Source organism: Chryseobacterium kimseyorum, assembly GCF_025971945.1.
GTDB classification, from domain to species: Bacteria; Bacteroidota; Bacteroidia; order Flavobacteriales; family Weeksellaceae; genus Chryseobacterium; species Chryseobacterium kimseyorum.
The window spans coordinates 256,811-277,407 of the sequence record NZ_JAPDHW010000003.1 but is presented as its reverse complement, the minus strand read 5'-3'; the positions used below and the strand labels follow the sequence as shown (position 1 = coordinate 277,407).

The window sequence follows — 20,597 nt, the reverse complement described above, 5'->3', positions numbered from 1 at the left end:
ATTAAACTATTTTTGGTGATTAAATTTTTGAAATATGAATTATCATTTTCAAGCTCACAGACAGGTTAGAAAAAACCTTTTGGACATCTTGCAGGACACTTCTCACGAAGATCTTTTATTAATCCCTGATGGTTTTAATAACAATATGTATTGGAATATCGCACACACTGTTGCCACACAGCAGTTACTGCACTATTACCTCAGTGGAAATCCTTTCAGAATTGACAAATATTGGATTGAGACTTACAAAAAAGGAACAATGCCCAACCTGAATGTGCAGAAATCTGAAGTTGAAGATTTGGAATTTCTTTTAACCGAAACTTCAAAAATCCTGATGAAAGATTATGACAGTGATTTCTTTTCAGACTATACGCCTTACACGACAAGTTTCGGAATGGATTTGAAAAGCATCCAGGATGCAATTATTTTCAACAACATGCATGAGAGCCTGCATTATGGCTATGCAATGGCACAGAAGAGAGCAATTTTAGGGGAAAAGGGATAAAAGCCTATTTAAAAACCACAAAAGGCACAAAAGTTTTTAGATAAATGTTCTTCTTTTTAAAGTTCAAAAAAGGAAACTAACTAACAGCTCGCTTTTTTTAAACCCTTTCCTTTTTGAAGTTTGACAATTTTAAACAAACTAACGTAACATAAAATATGAATAACTAAAATTATTCATTTAAAAATAAAAATAAAAATTTTGGAAGATTTTCAACATAAGAACTCAAAACCTGAATTTAGAAATTCAGAACCTAATAAAAAAGACGACTTCATATTCGGATTACGTCCTGTTTTGGAAGCAATAGAAGCTGGAAAAACGATTGACAAAATCTTTGTGCAGAATGCTTTGCAGGGAGAAATTTATGCAGAACTGAAAGCGGTTTTAGCAAAATATAAAATTCGTCCGAACTATGTTCCAGTTGAGAAACTGAACCGTTTTACGAGAAAAAACCACCAGGGTGTTGTGGCGTTTATTTCAGATGTACCTTTCCACAAAATAGAAAACATTATCCCTGAATTATTTGAAGAGGGGAAAGTACCCTTCATCTTAATTCTTGACCGATTGACAGACGTAAGAAATTTCGGAGCCATCTGTAGAACTGCAGAATGTGTAGGAATACATGCAGTTGTCATCCCGGAAAAAGGTGGAGCACCCATCAATTCTGATGCGATAAAAACTTCTGCAGGAGCGATGTACAATATCAAAATCTGTAAAGAAAATAATCTGGCTCACGTTGTAGATTATCTTCAACAGAGTGGAGTTTCTGTATTTTCGGCAACTGAAAAAGCACAGAAGCTTATTTACGATGTCAACTTCACAGAGCCTTGCGCCATTGTAATGGGTAATGAAGAAACAGGAATTTCAAAAGAAGTATTGCATCATTCAGACGAAAAAATAAAACTTCCTATTGAAGGAAAAACACAGTCACTGAACGTTTCTGTAGCTTGTGGAGCCATTCTCTATGAGGCAATGAGACAAAAATTGGTGAAAATTAATTAATCAGATTTTAAATTAAAAAAAAGAAATTCTAAAATTCCTGAGTTAAAAAGGAAGCATTTCTTTAAATCAGAATACTATTTATGAAAAATATAGCAGCATTAGCATTGATATCTTTAGCCATAATTTCTTGTAAAAAAGAAACGGCGACCATCACTAAAGTTGATCCTAAAACCGGAAAGACAATTACCGTAGAAGTTCCTGCAGACTCTGTAGCTGAAGTGAAAGAAAACCCGGCCATTAAAGACTCTTTGGGTGTTTTTACACAGTCATTTAAATTGGAGAAAGGAAAAACATACCCTTTAACCACATATCAGAGAGATGTAAAGACAATGACTGATCCACAGGGAAAAACTTTGAATGGAACGAGTGAATCTACTGACGAAATGACATTTACTGTAAATGACGTGAAAGGTGGAGTTTACGATATCACGATCAATCTGATTGGAAAAAGAAATTCTCAAAGTGCTGACGGCAAAACCATTGTAGTTGACACCAAACTTCCTATTCCAAAAGAAGATAATCTTAAAATGATTTGGAATGTTAACCGTGCTTTGACGGGTAATAAACTGAATATGAAGATGGACAGCAAAGGGAATGTAATCTCCATCACAGGTTTTGATGCAATCTACACAAAAATTTCAAACGCTTTAGGAACTCTTATAAAAGATGCGAACCAGAAAGCAAGTGCTGTGGCAGGTCTTAAACAGAGCTTTAATGAAAAAGTTTTGAAAGATCAGTTTTCTAAAAACCTAACGATTATTCCTAAAAAAGGAGTTAAGATTGGCGAAAAATGGACAACCAGCGAAAGCGCTGACGAAAGCGGAAAATATAAAGTAACGTCATACTACGTTTTGAAAAGTGTAGGAAACGGAATTGCAGAAATTTCTGTAACCGGAGGAATTCCTAAAAAAGAAGAGAAAAAATCTCAGGGCGAAATGACGCACAGCATGAGCAGTGAATTGGCTCAAAACGGAACCATTAAATTTGACCAAAATACAGGTTGGATCAGCAACCAAAATATCAATGTTAAAACCACTCAAGTGGAAACGATCTCAGACGGAAAGCAGTCTCAGAGCATGAAGAGTGTTTCAAATGCGTCTGTAATGGTTAATCCTGCAGCAAAATAAGTTTGAGGGATTGAGAGCTTAACGTTTTCTAGTAACAACAAACGTTAAATCTTGAATAGTAAACATTGAATACTAAAATAATTTTTTATGAAATTCATTTTTGAGCTTGTAATCGCTACGATCATTATTTTTTTCGTCTGGAATATTTTAAAAAGAATTTTCTTTAAATCTTTCTATAAATACACAGGCTTTAAACCTAACAACGTTCCGAATCAGGAAACTAAAAACTCAAACACGAATATTGAAAAGAAAGTGAAATGGGACGCAGAGACTGTGGACTATGAGGAAGTAAAAGATAAAAACAGTTCGAAACATTAAAGCATAACTTTACCGCAAAAGGAATTTTTACATTTTGTAAACTTTTAATAATCTAAAATATTCAGTAAAATATTTTGTTTCTTTTGCGGTTAAAAAAAATCATGAAAAACTTCTTAATTAAATCTCAACTTAATAAGCAAAATGGCGAAAAATAAAAACTTAATGTATATTGCGATTTCAATTATCGCATTCTTAGTTTTAGCATTTTTATATTCCACACCTGTGTTTACAGGAAAGCAGCTTTTTCAACATGATATCGTTCAGTATCGTGGTGGTGCAAAAGAGCTCATCGACTACAGAGACAGTTACGATAAAGAAACGTACTGGAGCGATTCGATGTTTGGAGGGATGCCTACATACCAGATGGGAAGCCGTTTTGAAGGTGATATTATTAAAAAATTAGACAGCTATCTGAATATTCTTCCGAGACCTGTCAACTACCTATTTCTTCTATTTTCGGGATTCTTTCTTCTCGGAATGGTCGCCGTTAGAAACTGGAAATATGCCCTCTTGGGAGCTACATTTTTTGGTCTTTCAACCTATTTCTACATTATCATAGCAGCAGGGCACAACGGAAAAGTAAATACCATTGAATATTTCGCACCACTTTTAGCCGGAATTTTATTGGTGTATATTAGAAAAAAATACGTCCTCGGATTTATTGTCACTACCCTGTTCTTCGGATTACAAGTCGCTGCCAACCACCCACAGATGACGTATTATCTGTTTTTGGGATTAGGATTTTTATTTTTATCTGAATTAATTAGAACAATTCAGAAGAAAACCCCGATGAAACATTTCCTGATTTCTTCCGGAATTATTGCAAGTGCATTAGCGATTGGTGTTGGGATGAACTCTCAGCGGATTATGGCCAACTCTGAGTACATCAAAGAAACCGTAAGAGGAAAACAGATTTTAAATACAGAAAGCCATACCGCAGGAAACTCTGGAATGGATAAAGAAAGCATTCTGATGTGGAGTTATGGTAAACTGGAAACTTTAAACCTCTTCATTCCAAGATTAATGGGAGGCGGAAGTCAGGAACCTGAAGCAAAAGAAATGATGGAAAATGTACAACAGCTGGTACAGGACAACGTCACTTCACAAGCTGAGTACGACAGAATTTCCAAAGGTTTTGGCAGTATCACATATTGGGGCGACCAACCGGGAACTTCAGGACCAGCTTATCAAGGAGCAGTTGTATGTTTCCTAGCTCTTCTAGGATTCTTTTTTGCCTGGAAAAAATACCGCTACTGGATTCTCGGAGCAACCATTTTAACAATACTACTGGCTTGGGGAAGCAATTTTATGCCGCTTTCAGATTTCTTTATTGAATATGTTCCTTTTTACAGTAAATTCAGAGCACCATCTTCAATTTTGGTCGTCATTGAATTACTATTCCCATTGATTGCCATCATTGGATTGTACAGATTCTATACAGATTCAAGTTTAGAAGAAAATTACAAAAAGAAAATTCTGACCTATGTGAGCGGTGGAGTTTTAGGCTTAACCTTACTGTTTATCATTTTTGGAAAAGCTTTACTAGGTTTTCATACCGATAACGAGAAAACATATTTACCTCCATTTTTGCTGGATTATTTAACAGACGAAAGATTCAAGCTATTCAGAATTGATGCGATAAAAGCACTACTCTATGTAGGAATCACTGCAGCGGTTTTATTTTTCAGCTTAAAGCAGAAACTCAATCAGAATGTTGCTTTGATAATCATTGGAGCAGTAAGTTTGTTCGATCTTTGGACAGTGAACAAACGTTATCTGAATGATGATAATTATGTAGATAAAATCTTCGCCGAAAACCCTTTCCAGACTGAAGGTTCAGATTATTTGGCAGAAAAAGTGGGCGACAATCCTAATTTACAATCTATCTTAGCAAGCATTCCGGTGAACAAAACTTTGGAAACTATTGCCGAAAAAGACAAAAAACATTATAGAGTTTATAATCAGGTATTGGGTGTAACCAGTGAAACCAATACTTCCTATTTTGCATCTTCGATCGGTGGTTATCACGCAGTAAAACTGAGACGTTATGATGATTTATTGAATGAGTACATTTCCAATGCAGACAGTGTAAAAACACCGAAAATCCTGAATTTACTGAATACAAAATACATGATTTTCGGAAATCCTCAGGAGCCACAGGTTGTTCCAAACCCTAATGCAAATGGAAATGCATGGTTTGTTGCAGATCTGAAATTCGTAAATACTCCGGATGAAGAAATTAAATCCCTCGGAAATATTGATTCTAAAAAAACTGCTGTTATCAATGCTTCAGACAAAGCTTATTTTAATGGAAAACAGGTTCAGACAGATTCTACAGCTTCCATTAACTTAACGAAATATGAAGCTGATGAACTGGAATTTAAATCTCAGTCTAAAACACCACAGTTAGCTGTATTTTCTGAAATTTATTATCCGCATGGTTGGAAAATGTTTGTGGACGAAAAAGAAGTTCCATACATCAAGGCTGATTATTTGTTGCGTGCAGTACACGTTCCAGCCGGAGAGCACAGCATCAGAATGGTTTTCGAACCGCAGGTTATCGCAACCGGAAAATGGATTTCTTTATTGTGTTTCGCCTTGTTTATAATATTAAGTGCTGGTGGAATTTATTTTATTTACCGTAAAAGAGACGAAAAAGTAACCGCGACAATCTAAGCATTCAAAGTACACAAAATCTAATGTATGATTACTCAAAAATACATTACTGACCTAACCTACCGAATTAATGGAGCTTGCATTGAAGTTCACAAGATTTTGGGTGCTGGTCTGGCAGAAATTGTTTATCATAAAGCTTTAGAAAAGGAATTGGGCTTAAGAAATATAGAATTTAAATCTGAATTTCAAATTCCAGTTATGTATAAAGATGAACCGCTTAACTGTGATTTTAAATGCGATTTTTTGATTGAAAATTTAATTGTTTTAGAAATTAAATCAGTTGTAGCCATTTCTGATATTCATAAATTTCAGGTTATAAATTATATGAATTTATTAAAAGTTCCGAAGGGAATATTGGTGAATTTTAATGTGAAGAATCTTTATCACTTTGGACAGGAAACTTTTATTAATAAATATTATGACCAGTATGATTAAGAAATTGATGATGTAGTTTTTTTAACCGCAAAAGAGACAAAAGATAAAAATGTTAAATAGACGCCCAAAAGTTTGCAAAATGTAATCTCTAATAATTTATCATTTTTAAAATCAAGATACATTATTAGTTTTCTTGGAATTACAAAAAAACAAAAGCAGACTTATGATGCTTTTGCATTAAAAAAAATTATCCAGCAAAAAAATAACAAAAACATTTTGCCACCTTTTGAATAACTATTAAACAAATAAAATCTTTTGATTCTTTTGCGGTAAAAAAAACTGGCAATAAAAGAAATCCCGCCTCATTTGGTGCTTAAAAAATATGGACTCAAAAAAAATCCTTATCATCACTTACTACTGGCCGCCTGCAGGTGGACCTGGTGTTCAGCGATGGTTGAAGTTTGCGAAATATCTTCCAGAATTCGGCTGGAAACCCATTATTTTCACGCCGGAAAATCCGAGCTATCCTTTGATTGATGAAAGTTTGATGAAAGATGTTCCGGAAGATTTAGAAATTATTAAAACTAAAATCTGGGAGCCTTATCAGTTGGCTGAAAAGCTTAATAAAAGCAATAAAAAATTCAAAGCGGGACAGTTTGATGTTGGAAATAACCAAAGCTGGAAATCTAAACTTTCGATTTGGGTTCGCGGAAATTTTTTCATTCCCGATGCCAGAGTTTTTTGGGTTAATCCTTCTGTGAAATATTTAGAGCAATATTTAAAAATAAATAAGATTGATGTTGTTGTTACTTCGGGACCGCCACATTCTTTGCATTTGATTGGATTACAATTAAAAAAGCAGTTCCCTGAGATAAAATGGATTGCTGATTTCCGTGATCCGTGGACGGAAATTTCGTACTATAAACATTTAAAACTTACCAATAAATCAGACAAAAAACACCGTCAGCTTGAAAGTGATGTTTTCAAAAATGCTGATATTACTTTAGCAACAAGCTACACCGATGCGGAAAATTTCAGAAAAAATGGAGCCAATGCAGTTTGCATCACCAACGGATTTGATGAAAGTGATTCTTCAAATCCTCAGACTCTCAAATCCGCAGACTCTGCAACAAAATTCACACTCAGCTATATTGGAGTTCTGGAACAGCTTCGTAATCCAGAAAACCTTTGGAAAGCACTAGATGAATTAGTTAAAACAGATGCTGAATTTGCAGAAAATTTCAGATTAAAATTTGTTGGCAGAATTGATGACAAAATTCTAAATGCAATAGAAACTTCAAGCTTAAAAAATCATATTGATAATTTGGGTTATCTGTCACATGATAAGGCGGTTAATGAAATGTCAAACTCTACAGTTCTGTTGATTACTAATTTCCCGAATGCGTCTTCAAAAGGAATTATTCCTGGAAAAATATTCGAGTACTTAGCGACAGGTAAACAAATTATTTCATTTGGTCCTGATGATGCTGATGTTGCCAAGATTTTAGATGAAACCCAAGCAGGAAAACACTTTAGCTACGACAATTCTGAAGAAATTAAAAATTTCATTTTAGAAAAATTTGAACTTTGGAAAAGCGGAAATTTATCCGAGAACACGGGAAATATTGAACAATTTTCGAGAAGAAATTTAACGAAACAGTTATCTGATATTTTATAATTTTAGGCTTGCACGAGAACCTGTTGACATTCAGTAAAAATTATATTGTCCATTCATCATTGACAACGGCAACAATATAGTATTTGCCATCAAACTCCTCGAAGACGAAACGCAATGCGTTCCAATCCATTCCACCGTTTTTTTCTGAGCCTGGAATGTAGTTTTCTGTGAAATTGCTGTCAGGATACATTTCTTTCAAATTATTCAGTGAATTGCCTCCACCTTTGAATTTGTTAAATGAATATTCAGATTTTGTGAAGTCTTTTTTAAAAACCCAGTCCTTTAAATAATGGTTAAGCGTTGCTTTATAAATTTCTCCCGAACCATCCCTGGATCCCCAAGTAAAAATAGTTTTCGAATTTTGATATTTCTCAAAGTCAGCTTTTGTAAAATGCTTATCCTCATTTTTATTGGTAAAAGCATACATTGAAAAACGAACTCCTTTCTGCGGATGAATATAATTGGCAAACACATCATAATAACCGACTTTAATCGCCTGTAAGAGTTCATCATTGGTCTTTTTTAAGGCAACTTCTGTTGACAGGGCGTCCTGCTTGGTATCAGTTCTTTCATTGGATCGTTTTAGATTGTCTGTAGAAACTGCAGGATTTTTATCTTCTTTTTTGTCACAAGATAAGATGAAGAGCAGAGAAAATATTGCAAAAGACTTTTTCATTATTTATTTTTTATAAAAAGTCCAAAACCAATGCCAACAGATGAGTTGACGGTTGGAAGCATTTTTATTGAGTGAATTAATTGAATCTACGATGATCATCATTCTGTATTTGCTGAGTGTATTTTCGTAAATTTGTTAGATGGAAATTTTAGATATTTTGATTATCGGAGCGGGACCTATTGGTTTAAACTGTGCGCTTGAAGCAGAGAAAAATAACCTCAGTTACCTGATTGTAGAAAAAGGAACGATTGTCAATTCATTATACAATTATCCTCTGTACATGAAGTTTTTCTCCACTGCTGAAAAATTAGAAATTGCTGAAATTCCTTTTATTTCCGCGGCTCCCAAACCAGGACGGCAGGAAGGTCTAGAGTATTACCAGGGAATTGCAAGACAGAAAAACCTGAATATCAATTTATATGAAAAAGTTTTAAAAGTCTCTAAAGAGGAAGCAAAATTTGAAGTTGAAACTTCAAAATCAAAATATTTGGCAAAAAACGTCATTATCTCTACCGGTTTTTACGACATCCCTAATCTGATGAATATTCCGGGAGAAAATTTAGAGAAGGTAAAACATTATTACACGGAACCTTATCCGTATGCAAAGCAAAAGATAGTTGTTATTGGTTCGAGTAATTCTTCCGTTGATGCTGCCTTGGAAACGTACAGAAAAGGTGCTGAAGTCACCATGATAATCCGTAATTCTGAGATTTCCAAAAATGTAAAATATTGGGTGAAGCCTGATATAGAGAATAGAATTGCGGAAGGAAATATAAAAGCCTTTTTTAATTCTGAATTAGTGGAAATCAAAGAAAATTCTGTTGTTTTTAAAAATGATAATGGTGAAATTAAGGAAATTGAAAATGATTTTGTTTTGGCAATGACCGGTTACCTTCCCGACTTTGAATTTCTGAAAAACTCAGGAATTGATCTTCAGGGAGAATGTTTAAACCCAGTTTACAATCCTGAAACAATGGAATCTAATATTCCGAATTTATATTTGGCAGGTGTAGTGTGCGGCGGAAAAGACACTCACCTTTGGTTTATTGAAAACTCGAGAATTCATGCGGAGATGATCGTTAAAAATATTATTAAGAAATAAACCCATGAAGAAAATCGTAATTCTAATCACATTTTTATTAGGATTTAATTTTTTATCAGCGTGCGACTGTGTACCTACTTCGCTTGCAGAGAATTACAATAAAAATTTAATTGTCGCAGAAATTACGATTTTGAAGACCCACGATAATGACCTTTCAAAAAGAATGTATAAAGCTGATGTAAAGTTTGATAAAATCTTTAAAGGCGTTCCCAATGGAAGCACATTGACTGTTAGTGGCTTAACGGGTTTATCACCGGAAGACTTACTTGGCGATGCATGTGAAGTTGGTTTACAGAAAGGCGATAAGTATCTTATTTTTCTCAAAAACACCGAAGAGATCATTTCTATCTGCACGCCCCATTACCGTTTAGATAAAACAGATGCTGCTAAAAGTAAAATTGCTGCTGCAGAAAACCTCTTTTCATTCTTAGGAAAATATCCTGTTAATAATATTTCATTTAAATCTTACTTTGAAAATAATAAAGATGGAAAATCAAGTTTATCAAAGGTAAAAAACTTTCATCCAAAAAATAATTTTGCAGTTTATGAACTATTATTTAATCGTGATAAGGAAGTCGCACAGGTAAATATTATTTCGGGATTTGGCGATCATGACAATGAAATTGCCACTCTTATTAAAAGGAATTTTTGGATACATCCTTTAAACATTTTTGACAGTAAAATCAGAATTGCTCTGATCTACATTCCTGAATACGTTAAGAACGAAGACATCGACCATATATCATCTGATCTGAATTGATTACGATTAAAAAACAGCGTTTACGCCCAAAACAAAATTCCTTTTTGCCGCCGGATTATAGTAACGGTTTCCGAAAGCATTGATATCAAATCCTAAAACGTAATCGGTATTGTATAAATTCTGAACCTGCACAAATAAATTCAGTCTTGTTTTTTCTAACTGCACGGGATATCTGAACTGAATATTCCCAATCAGATTGGATTCTGACCAAACGGTATTCGCATCATTTAAAGGCATTTTTGAGGTGTAAAAATGAGAATAATCTACCGCAAGTTTATTGAAAAAAGTGAAATTCAGCAAACTGTTAATCGTAGTTTTGGGAACTCCTGTCAAGTCGTTTCCAGAGAAGTCTCCTATTCCCTGCTGATAATTTTTGAATTTAAATTCGTAAAAACTTCCTGAAAATCTGAATTTAAAATTGCTTAGAAAATCATTTTTAAGATTGAAATTTTTAGATTCTAAAAGTAATTCTATTCCTTTCTGAACCGTCTCACCAGAGTTTACAAAAAATTCCTGACCGCGCTCGTTTTGTCTTCTTACGATCGCATCTTTCATTCGGAAATCAAAATAATTAGCTTCTGCAAAAATGATATTTCCAAACTGTTTTCTTAAACCTATTTCTTTATTCCATCCATATTCTGGAACTAAGTTCAGGTTAAATTCCTGATTGGATGAACGGATTTCTTCGTTGGTTGGTGAAGAATTTCCTTTCCCAACCTTTCCTCGAACTGAAAAACCTTTTCCAATAAGATACGTCAGTCCAAGATTGGGAAGCAACTGATCTTTAAATTTTGTTCTTCCGTTCTCATACGTTGGATACAACTTTTCCCATTCGTAGGAATTTGAATTGAGACTTAAAGAAATATCTGAAAACAGTTTTTCATTAAAATTCAGTTTCTGTGATACGAAGAAGAATCCTGCATTGTTTTTTAACTTATCAAAGTTCTGTGGATTTCCCTCTACTCCTCTATTATTATCAAAATTTTTAATGAAAATATTATTTGTTCCCCCTTCAAAACCCAATCTCCATTCTGCAGAAACTTTATCCCAGTTCTGCTGATAATTTAGATGTGTCCGTAATGCATAATTGCTCTCAAAACGGTTTTCAAAATTGGTGATAAACGGATTTTCAAAATCAACATAAGAACCCTGAAGGAGTACGAAATGAGATAAGTTGGGAAGAATGGTAAACTCATGCGAAATTCCAGCTAAAATCATTTTATTACGAATTCCCGCATCCTGTTCTTTTGCTCCGGACACGGTCGCCGTCTTTGGTCTTGCCTGCTTTCTGTTGAGCTGCATTTGTTCTAAAGTTAAACCACCAGGCGTCTGATAATCCATATTTGAGAGAAGAATCATAGCTTTCAACTCTGCATTTTTTGAGTACTGAAAATTATCTTTGATAAAAATCTGTTTCCGCTCTACAGCAGACTGTTCACGGTAAGAATCAGTACGATAATAATTCTGGAAAATCTGAAAAAAATGCTTTCCGAACTGTTTTGAAAAATTTACACTTTCATTAAAAGTTCCATAACTTCCCACAGAAAGATGGGCAGCCGTCTGTTCTGAGTTTTGTGTCTGCAGTAAGACCGTTCCACCGGTCGCGGCCCCAAAATCTCCGCTTTCCGGACCCTTATAAATTTCCATTCTGCTGATCAGTTCAGGTGAGAGAAGGTTGAAATAAGTATTTCCTGATGCGTCAGACAATATGAAATCATCGAGATATACTTTTATATTGCGAACTCCAAAAGGTGACCGTAATGTGCTTCCACGTAATGAAATCCGGTAACTTCCAGGCGACCGTTCTTCCATTCTCGCTCCGGCAATCTGATTGACAGATTCAAGCAGTCTTTCAGGTGGATTCTGATTCAATAAATTTTCAGAAATTACAGAAACAGACTTTGTGGAGGTTATGAAAGAGGTCGGTTTTTTGTATGCATCGATCCGTACTTCGGAAATGAGTGTTGCAGAATCCCGTTTCTGAGAAAAAAATAATGAACCGCTAAAAGTGAGTGCTAAAAAGTAAAATTTGGTCATGAAAACAGTTTGTACATTTGCATTAGCAAATATTGTACAGTTTTGAGGTATTGCGGATAAATACTGGGATAAAATAAAAGCTGCAGAAATTCTGCAGCCTATATTCTATTAAGAATTACATAAAATCGCCCTTTATTCCATTCGTTTTTTAATGATGTTCTCTGATCATATTTTAAATATTAAATCTCTGCCTCCTTTTCCTTTAACATCCAGGGAACAATAAAATAAAAACCAACAGCAATCATTGTTGCTAAAACTCCGGTGCCGATCCAAAGCGAATTGAATCCAAACTTTTCGGCAATTAAAGTTCCCAGATACGGCGTAATAATAAATGCGATTGAAAATGAAATTCCATTCAGTCCCATGTACGCACCCTTGTTATTTTTACCTGAGCGCAAGGCTGTAATGGTTGACATAAAGGGTAATGCCCAAATTTCACCGGCAGACAAAAGACTCATTGAAATAACCAATGTCATAATACTGTGATCGAAGCCCAGCATCGCGTACGAAAGTCCGCAAATGAAAGTTCCTAAAAACATCGTTCGGGCCAGAGAAAAATACTTCTCAGCAATCTGAACCAATCCCATTTCAAGTAAAACCACCAGGAATCCGCTATAGCCTAAAATATATCCAATATTCTGCTGACTTAAATGTGCTGTATCTTTATAAAAAATGGTCAATGTACTGAAAAGCTGGAAAAAACATATTGAAAACAGCATACAGAAAAAACAGTAGATCAGAAATTTACCATCTCTATACGGCGAATTTTCTTTTTTGATTTCTAAAACTTCCTGTACTTTTCTTGCTTTTATTTTCGCAAGCTTATTTCTTTTGTAGAAAAACGAAATGTAAAGTAAGCCTGCCATCAAAGCTGCAAAAGCATTGCTGTAAAACAAAAAGTCATAAGATATTGCCGAAAGAATACCACCCAAAGCTGGACCGATGGAAAATCCTAAATTCACCGCCATCCGGTTAAGAGAAAATGCTCTGGTAATATTCTCAGGTTTGGCATATTTGGTAATCGCCACAGAGTTCGCAGGACGGAACGAATCGCTTACAATACTTTGCAGTAAAATGATCAATGCAACTCCAGCTTCCGTTTTGAATAAAGGAATTAAACAGAACAGAGGTACACTCAATAATAAACTTAAGTACTGAACTCTGTACTCACCGATTTTATCGGTGATAAAACCGCCCAGCCAGGAACCGATTACTGATCCTATTCCGAAAAAGCTTAAAACAATTCCGGTATTTTCTATACTGAATTTAAGATGCGCCGTCATATACACTCCCAAAAACGGAAGTACCATAGAGCCGGAACGGTTGATCAGCATAACCAGTGCCAGCATCCAGCTTTCTTTTGAAAGTCCTTTGTACGAACTTGTGTAAATATGTAAGAGTTTCACGATTTTCTTTAATTAAAATATTAATTTCCCAACATGTATAGGATAAACTACACGTCATGAATCTATTTAAAACACGAATAGCACTAATTTTTTTTCACGAATATCACGAATCTTAAACGTCGAATTTAGTGGGGAATATTCGTGTTGTTGTGGTTAAATTTTTCATTAAAACCAAAAAAACAGGACTTAAAATAAATTAAGCCCTGTTTCATTTATAATGATATAAATAAATTTTTACTCCGGCTTATAAGAGTCTTTCAGTGTTACGGTTCTGTTGAATACAAAATTTGTATCCGTAGAATCCTGATCTTTTGTAAAATACCCAATTCTCTGAAACTGAAGTGGCTCTCCCACTGCCACATCTTTCAGACTTGGCTCAGCAAATCCCTGAACGGTAGAAACAGAATCTGGATTGATGAAGTTTAAGAAATCTACATCCTTCTCAGCATCAGGTTGTTCTACCGTGAATAAGTTATCATAAATTCTTACATCAACAGGAATCGCATGTGATGCAGAAACCCAGTGTAAAGTTCCTTTTACTTTTCTTAAACTCTCTTCAGTACCGCTTCCTGACTTAGATTTCTCGTCGTACGTAGCATAAATCGTCGTGATTTCACCGTTTTCATCCTTATCAACTCTTTCAGCTTTGATGATGTAAGCAGATTTTAAACGCACTTCACCGCCCAATTTCAATCTGAAGAATTTTTTATTAGCCTCTTCCTGAAAATCTTCACGCTCTATATACAATTCTCTTGAGAACGGAACTTCCCTTGTCCCCGCATTTTCCTGCTCAGGGTTGTTCTCAGTCTCTAACCATTCTTCTTGTCCTTCAGGATAATTTTCAATGATCAGTTTTACAGGATCTACAACTGCCATTACGCGCTTTGCAACTTTATTCAGGTCTTCACGCACACAGAAATCCAGTAACTGAATGGAGATTAAATTTTCTCTCTTGGCAACTCCTACTTTATCAATAAAATTCCTGATAGAAGTCGGTGTATACCCTTTTCTCCTCATTCCGGAAATAGTAGGCATTCTAGGATCATCCCAACCTTTGACTACATTTTCAGCAACTAGCCTCTGCAGTTTTCTTTTGGAAGTGATCATGTAAGAAACGTTCATTCTTGCAAATTCTCTCTGCTTGTTTTTCACCTTTCCTTTTTCATAAACCTGGTCTAGATACCAGTTATAAAGCGGTCTGTGGTTTTCAAACTCAAGAGAACACAGTGAATGCGAAATTTGTTCAATATAGTCAGATTCACCATGAGCCCAGTCGTACATTGGGTAAATCTTCCAGTCTGTACCGGTTCTGTGGTGAGGCTTATTTAAAATTCTGTACATCACAGGATCACGCATATTCATATTGGGTGATACCATATCGATTTTTGCACGAAGTGACATAGAACCGCTTTCAAATTCGCCGTTTTTCATCTTTTCGAATAAGTCTAAAGACTCTTCAACAGGACGGTTTCTGAACGGAGATTCTATTCCCGGTTCTGCAGGATTTTTTCTCTGCTCGGTAATTGTTTGTGATGGCTGCTCATCTACGTAAGCTTTCCCTTCTTTAATCAATTGAACTGCCCAATCGTAAAGTTGCTGGAAGTAATCTGATGCATACAACACTTTATCCCATTTGAAACCTAGCCATTCGACATCTTTCATAATAGAATCTACAAATTCCTGCTCTTCTTTTTCAGGGTTTGTATCGTCGAAACGAAGGTTTACGGGAGCATTGTATTTTTCGCCCAAGCCAAAGTTGATGCAGATCGCTTTTGTATGACCTACATGCAGATAACCATTGGGTTCCGGCGGAAAACGGAAACGGATCTGATCATTGCTCATACCGTTTGCCAAATCATCTTCTATAATTTGCTCAATAAAATTGAGTGATTTTTTTTCTTCTTCCATGAGAGTAAACTTACGTTGCTGCATGATTTACACAGCAATTTGCAAATTTAAGAAAATTTAAGGGTTAAAAAAAACGATATTTTTAATATTGAATTCACAGATAATTGAAAATTTATTACGAATTTTACTAGACCAAAATTACTTTCACAAAACTATTGATAATGGCTGTCTATATTCTCAGCAACCGAAAAATTGTACGGCATAAAGGTGAAAAGACCGATTCTTTCTCTAATGACCAATACTCGATCCCGAATTTCAGGATTGCAAAATGTAATTTCGACAATTTTACAAAGCCTTCTTCTCAAACAAAAAAGGATAAAGATTATTCCAACAGAAAAATTTTAGATTATCAATTATTTTCAGAGCCTGAAAAGCAGGGTTATGAGGAAGTTCTTGAAGTCTTGTTAAGTGAAAAAGGTTTAAAAGATTCAAATCTGACTTCAAACAATCTTGGAGGAACTCAGAGAATGTTTTACGAATTATATAAAAATATGTCTTCTACCAAAGTGAGAAGTGATGTTTTAATATTTATTCATGGTTATGCATATACTTTTGATGATGAATTAAAAGCAATTATCGATCTCAAAAAACTGTTCGTTGATAATCCGGAATCTCCTGTAGAGCATATTTTGTTTGTAAGCTGGCCAGCTGCCGGCAGTCTGGTTCCGATGACGTACTTTGACGACAAGGCGGCAAGCATTAACTCGGGAACTTCGCTGGTGAGAATGTTTTATTTTTATACTCAATTTTTAAAAGATATTTTCTCGCACAAAGATTTGAAACCCTGCAATCAGCACATTCATATCATGACGCATTCACTGGGAAACCGTGTACTTCAAAGTATGCTATACAGTCTGAAAAAAGAAAATGTGCTGAGAGTTATTGATCAGGTTTTACTTTTAAATGCTGATGTTTCGTATAAAGTGTTTGATGATGCGGAGGATTCTTTTAACAAACTTCCTTTATTAGCCAATCATGTTTCCATTTATTTAAACCGGAAAGACGCAATTTTAGGAATTTCTCAGTTTACAAAAAATATTCTCACTCCAAGATTGGGGAAAAACGGGCCTTCAAATATTGAACATTTTAAAGATATTGTTTCCATTGTTGACTGTACATATATTGAAAACGATTTGAAAAACTCTTTCAAATTTGAATTCGGAAATCACTGGGGATATCTTTCGAGTTCGCAGGCTCAGAATGATATATTTCAAACATTGAATGGGGTCGACAGAAATCTGATTACCAACAGAATAAAAAACAACGAGTACACTTTTACTATTCTTTTACAATGAAAAACACAATGCATTGAATAGTAATTTTTTTCGCCATTATAAAAAATGGTACGACCTTTGTCCTAATCAATGCTTAATATAAAATCAAACTATATATTATGAAAAAAGTTAAAAAACAGTTTTCTTCTATTTTAAAATATATCAAGAAAGCAATGTTCATCCAAAAAGATGTGATTTAATCGCATAAAATGTAATCTAAAAAAGAATTTATAGATTTAAAAACTACTTTACTTAAAAAATAACCGATCACCCTTTAATTCCAAATCGCTATCAAAGTTATTTGTGAATAAACCTCCGGTACCTAAACCTTGAGGCATGGGACTGTTTTTTGTAAAAGTATACTGTGCGATGGCATTCAAACCCAAATTACTTTCCAACGCAGAAGTAATCCACCAGCCAATATTGTTTTGTTCAGCTAGAGATACCCACTCATCAGATCCTGAAATTCCCCCAACCAAGGAAGGTTTTAGGATAATATACTGAGGTTTGATATGATCTAAAAGCTTTTTCTTTTCATTAAAATCAACTACGCCAATCAATTCTTCATCTAAAGCAATTGGTGTTGGAGTTTTCGCGCATAATTCAGCCATATCATTCCAATTTCCTGCTTTGATCGGCTGCTCTATTGAATGAATATTCAGGTCAGCTAATTGCTGCAGAACAATTTCAGCTTCATCTTTGGAAAAACCACCGTTGGCATCAACACGCAGTTCCAGTTTATCTTTTGAAAATTTCTGTCTGAGTTTTTGAAGAATTTCATGTTCGGACTTCCAATCGACGCCAATCTTTAATTTAATACAGTGAAAGCCCTGCGCTAATTTTTCCTGAATCTGCTCCTCCATATAATCGACATCTCCCATCCAGATCAAACCATTGATCATCATGGAGCTTTTACCATCTGTAAATTCACTTGGAAAGTACAGCTTCCCGCCATGTTTTAGATTCAGTAAGGCCTGCTCATAGCCAAACCAGATAGACGGAAATTCTTTCAACTCATCCTTTAGGAATTCGACATCCTGATCAGTATTTTCACAAAGCCATTTCAGCTTATCTTCATAATCCGGCCGGTCATCAAAACTCAATCCCCTGAAAATAGCGCACTCTCCTGTTCCCTTTTTTCCGTCATCAGAAATTACGAGAATAAAAGTTTCCTTTTCATACAAAACGCCGCGAGATGTTCCACTCGGGCGTTTGAATTTTAATAAATATTTAAAATATTCTGCTTTCATTTATTTTACGCTGTCGATTCGCATAAACTCTTCAGCCTTTTCTACCATGTCGATGCTGCCTGCAAAGAACGGTATTCTCTGATGAAGTTCAGTAGGTTCAACCTCCATAATTCTTCTGAATCCGTCAGTTGCCTTACCACCAGCCTGCTCCGCTAAAAATGCCATTGGATTACATTCATACAGTAATCTCAGTTTTCCGTTAGGCGACTGACCGTAAGAGGGATAGATATAGATTCCTCCTTTCAGCATATTTCTGTGAAAATCAGCTACCAAAGAACCGATATATCTTGAAGTGTAAGGACGGTCACCCTCTTCCATCTGACAGTATTTCAGGTAATTTTTAACGCCCTGAGGAAATTTAATATAATTCCCTTCGTTGATTGAATAAATTTTCCCCGTTCTTGGGAAGGTCATATTAGGATGAGAAAGGTAATACGTACCCAATGATGGATCTAAAGTAAATCCGTTCACCCCATTTCCTGTAGTGTATACAATCATGGTTGATGAACCATAAATTACATATCCTGCAGCAATCTGGTTGATTCCTTTCTGTAAAAAGTCTTCTAACTGAACCGGTGTTCCTGGCTCTGTAACCCTTCTGTAAATCGAGAAAATAGTTCCTACAGAAACATTCACGTCGATATTTGAAGAACCGTCCAAAGGATCGATTAATACAACATATTTGCTTAAGTGACCGTTTTCACCACACTTAATGTCGATGAAGTCATCATTTTCTTCTGAAGCGATTCCACAGACAACTTCTCTCTGTGACAACGCTGTGATAAAGATATCATTGGCAATCACATCAAGCTTCTGCTGTTCCTCTCCCTGAATATTCTGATTTCCTGCGGCGCCTGTAATATCTACAATTCCGGCTTTGTTTACTTCTCTGTTTACAACTTTTGACGCCAGCCTGATCGCACTTAGAAGACGTGAAAATTCACCAGTGGAATACTGAAAATCTTCCTGTTTATCAATTAAAAATTCTCCTAAGGTCTGTAATGGTTGATCTGACATTTTTTTGATTTTACTTTACTGCCAAATTTCGTAAAAATTATCAGACCTGAAAGAATTTTCTTTTAAATCATTTAAACAATTGATATACTGAACATTAAAGACAAAACAGGAAGATTTAAAACAATTATGCACTAATTATTAATCACCAAATTGTGCTCTTTCATATCTCACCTTAAATTTATAATTTTGTCGATTCAAAAACTTTTATTTATCTAACAATTTTATTTTAAATCTTAAATGAAAATTTTCAAGTTTGGTGGAGCTTCGGTGAAAGATGCCGAAAGTGTAAAAAATGTGTCTATGGTTCTAAAAAGCCAGGGCTTTGATAAATGTCTGCTTGTCATCTCGGCAATGGGTAAAACAACCAATGAGCTGGAGAAAGTGGTGGAACTTTATTTTAAAAAAGAAGACTATCAAACCGAAATTGAAAAGATAAAACAGAAGCACATTGAAATAGCCAAGGGGCTTTTCCAGAACAGTCACGTAGTTTTTGACGAAATCAATCTTTTTTTTGATGACATTGTTTCATTTTTAAGAAGAAATAAATCGCCAAATTACAATTTCGTATACGATCAGGTGGTAAGCTGCGGAGAAATGATCTCAACCAAAATCGTAAGTGAATATCTTAACGATATTGAATTTACGAACCAATGGCTTGATGCAAGAGATTATATTAAAACCGATGATTCTTACCGTGATGGTGTGGTGAACTGGCAAAAGACCGAAGAATTTATTTCAACTTTGAATTCTATCTGCTACGTAACTCAAGGTTTCATTGGCTCAGACGATAATAATTTCACTGTAACTTTAGGAAGAGAAGGATCTGATTACTCTGCTGCAATTTTTGCATATTGTCTGAATGCAGATGCTATGACTATTTGGAAAGACGTTCCCGGAGTAATGACCGGAGACCCGAGAAAATTTAAAGATGTTTCCCTGCTTTCTAATATTTCTTACGAAGAAGCGATTGAAATGGCGTATTACGGTGCCAGCATTATTCACCCGAAGACCTTACAGCCGTTACAGCAGAAAAATATTCCTTTTTATGTGAAATCATTTGTAGATCCTACAAAAGACGGAACTAAAGTGGGTGCCTCTGATAAAAACCAGCATGAGGAATCTTATATCTTAAAAGAAAATCAAACATTACTGAAAATCTCAACCCGAGATTTCTCATTCATTGCAGAAGATCATATGAGTCTGGTTTTCGGATATTTATCTAAATATAAAATCAAAGTTTCGCTGATGCAGAACTCGGCGATTTCATTAGCTTTATGTTTGGAAGATAAATTTTTGAAAATTGACGAACTGAACGAAGAACTTCAAAAAGTTTTTAAAACTGATGTGGTAAAAAATGTATCTTTATTTACAGTAAGGAATGCAAAAATGGAAAACATCGGTAAATTTTACCAAGAAAAAAGTGTATTATTGGAGCAGATTGCGAAAAATACGCTTCAGATGGTAACACAATAAAACTAATCACGACTAA

The 20,597-nt window shown here is 35.0% G+C and carries 17 protein-coding genes; 11 read left to right on the top strand and 6 right to left on the bottom strand.

The genetic code is table 11. The features are described 5' to 3' along the window. The first annotated feature begins 34 nt into the window (after positions 1-34). The 7 genes from OMO38_RS06265 (at position 35) to OMO38_RS06235 (ending at position 7,678) form a co-directional block, all read left to right on the top strand. Positions 35-505 (top strand): DinB family protein, encoded by a 471-nt coding sequence (locus OMO38_RS06265; protein WP_264749351.1) that lies wholly within the window; start codon positions 35-37, stop codon positions 503-505. Between the two features lie 198 nt (positions 506-703). Further along, a complete protein-coding gene (rlmB, locus tag OMO38_RS06260) occupies positions 704-1,504 on the top strand; it encodes a 23S rRNA (guanosine(2251)-2'-O)-methyltransferase RlmB (protein WP_264749350.1) in 801 nt (266 codons plus the stop codon). Between the two features lie 80 nt (positions 1,505-1,584). Beyond that, positions 1,585-2,631 carry a DUF6263 family protein gene (locus tag OMO38_RS06255; RefSeq protein ID WP_264749349.1) on the top strand — a complete coding sequence of 349 codons (1,047 nt, stop codon included), beginning with the start codon at positions 1,585-1,587 and terminating at the stop codon, positions 2,629-2,631. 87 nt (positions 2,632-2,718) lie between these two features. Beyond that, positions 2,719-2,949: a hypothetical protein gene (locus tag OMO38_RS06250; RefSeq protein WP_264749348.1), complete on the top strand. Its 231-nt coding sequence runs from the start codon at positions 2,719-2,721 to the stop codon at positions 2,947-2,949. Positions 2,950-3,090: 141 nt separating this feature from the next. Beyond that, entirely contained in the window at positions 3,091-5,625 is a 2,535-nt protein-coding gene (locus OMO38_RS06245; RefSeq protein ID WP_264749347.1) for a YfhO family protein, read from the top strand. A 27-nt stretch (positions 5,626-5,652) separates the two neighbouring features. Further along, a complete protein-coding gene (locus tag OMO38_RS06240) occupies positions 5,653-6,060 on the top strand; it encodes a GxxExxY protein (protein ID WP_264749346.1) in 408 nt (135 codons plus the stop codon). Between the two features lie 322 nt (positions 6,061-6,382). Beyond that, positions 6,383-7,678, top strand: coding sequence for a glycosyltransferase family 4 protein (locus OMO38_RS06235; RefSeq protein WP_264749345.1), 1,296 nt, complete (start codon positions 6,383-6,385; stop codon positions 7,676-7,678). A 40-nt stretch (positions 7,679-7,718) separates the two neighbouring features. Here OMO38_RS06235 and OMO38_RS06230 read toward each other — a convergent pair whose 3' ends face one another. Beyond that, the gene (locus tag OMO38_RS06230) at positions 7,719-8,354 is read right to left on the bottom strand and encodes a hypothetical protein (protein ID WP_264749344.1); all 636 of its coding nucleotides are present in this window, start codon (positions 8,352-8,354) and stop codon (positions 7,719-7,721) included. 139 nt (positions 8,355-8,493) lie between these two features. Between OMO38_RS06230 and OMO38_RS06225 the strand changes: the two genes are divergently transcribed. Both OMO38_RS06225 and OMO38_RS06220 read left to right on the top strand, forming a co-directional pair. Beyond that, positions 8,494-9,456, top strand: a complete 963-nt coding sequence (locus OMO38_RS06225) for a YpdA family putative bacillithiol disulfide reductase (protein ID WP_264749343.1) — start codon at positions 8,494-8,496, stop codon at positions 9,454-9,456. A 4-nt stretch (positions 9,457-9,460) separates the two neighbouring features. Then, positions 9,461-10,216, top strand: coding sequence for a hypothetical protein (locus tag OMO38_RS06220; RefSeq protein WP_264749342.1), 756 nt, complete (start codon positions 9,461-9,463; stop codon positions 10,214-10,216). Positions 10,217-10,222: 6 nt separating this feature from the next. Here OMO38_RS06220 and OMO38_RS06215 read toward each other — a convergent pair whose 3' ends face one another. The 3 genes from OMO38_RS06215 to OMO38_RS06205 form a co-directional block, all read right to left on the bottom strand. Continuing rightward, positions 10,223-12,253 (bottom strand): TonB-dependent receptor, encoded by a 2,031-nt coding sequence (locus OMO38_RS06215; RefSeq protein WP_264749341.1) that lies wholly within the window; start codon positions 12,251-12,253, stop codon positions 10,223-10,225. Between the two features lie 179 nt (positions 12,254-12,432). Further along, positions 12,433-13,602: an MFS transporter gene (locus OMO38_RS06210; RefSeq protein ID WP_264749426.1), complete on the bottom strand. Its 1,170-nt coding sequence runs from the start codon at positions 13,600-13,602 to the stop codon at positions 12,433-12,435. 291 nt (positions 13,603-13,893) lie between these two features. After that, entirely contained in the window at positions 13,894-15,567 is a 1,674-nt protein-coding gene (locus OMO38_RS06205) for a glutamine--tRNA ligase/YqeY domain fusion protein (RefSeq protein ID WP_264749340.1), read from the bottom strand. A 161-nt stretch (positions 15,568-15,728) separates the two neighbouring features. Here OMO38_RS06205 and OMO38_RS06200 point away from each other — a divergent pair, with 161 nt between their 5' ends. After that, on the top strand, positions 15,729-16,862 hold the full coding sequence (locus OMO38_RS06200; protein WP_264749339.1) for an alpha/beta hydrolase: 1,134 nt from the start codon (positions 15,729-15,731) through the stop codon (positions 16,860-16,862). A gap of 227 nt (positions 16,863-17,089) precedes the next feature. Here the strand turns inward: OMO38_RS06200 and OMO38_RS06195 are convergent, their stop codons facing one another. Then, positions 17,090-18,091, bottom strand: coding sequence for an o-succinylbenzoate synthase (locus OMO38_RS06195; protein WP_264749338.1), 1,002 nt, complete (start codon positions 18,089-18,091; stop codon positions 17,090-17,092). Next, positions 18,092-19,108: a class 1 fructose-bisphosphatase gene (gene fbp / locus OMO38_RS06190; protein ID WP_047442521.1), complete on the bottom strand. Its 1,017-nt coding sequence runs from the start codon at positions 19,106-19,108 to the stop codon at positions 18,092-18,094. 237 nt (positions 19,109-19,345) lie between these two features. Here fbp and OMO38_RS06185 point away from each other — a divergent pair, with 237 nt between their 5' ends. Beyond that, a complete protein-coding gene (locus tag OMO38_RS06185) occupies positions 19,346-20,581 on the top strand; it encodes an aspartate kinase (RefSeq protein ID WP_264749337.1) in 1,236 nt (411 codons plus the stop codon). Positions 20,582-20,597 lie beyond the last annotated feature (16 nt).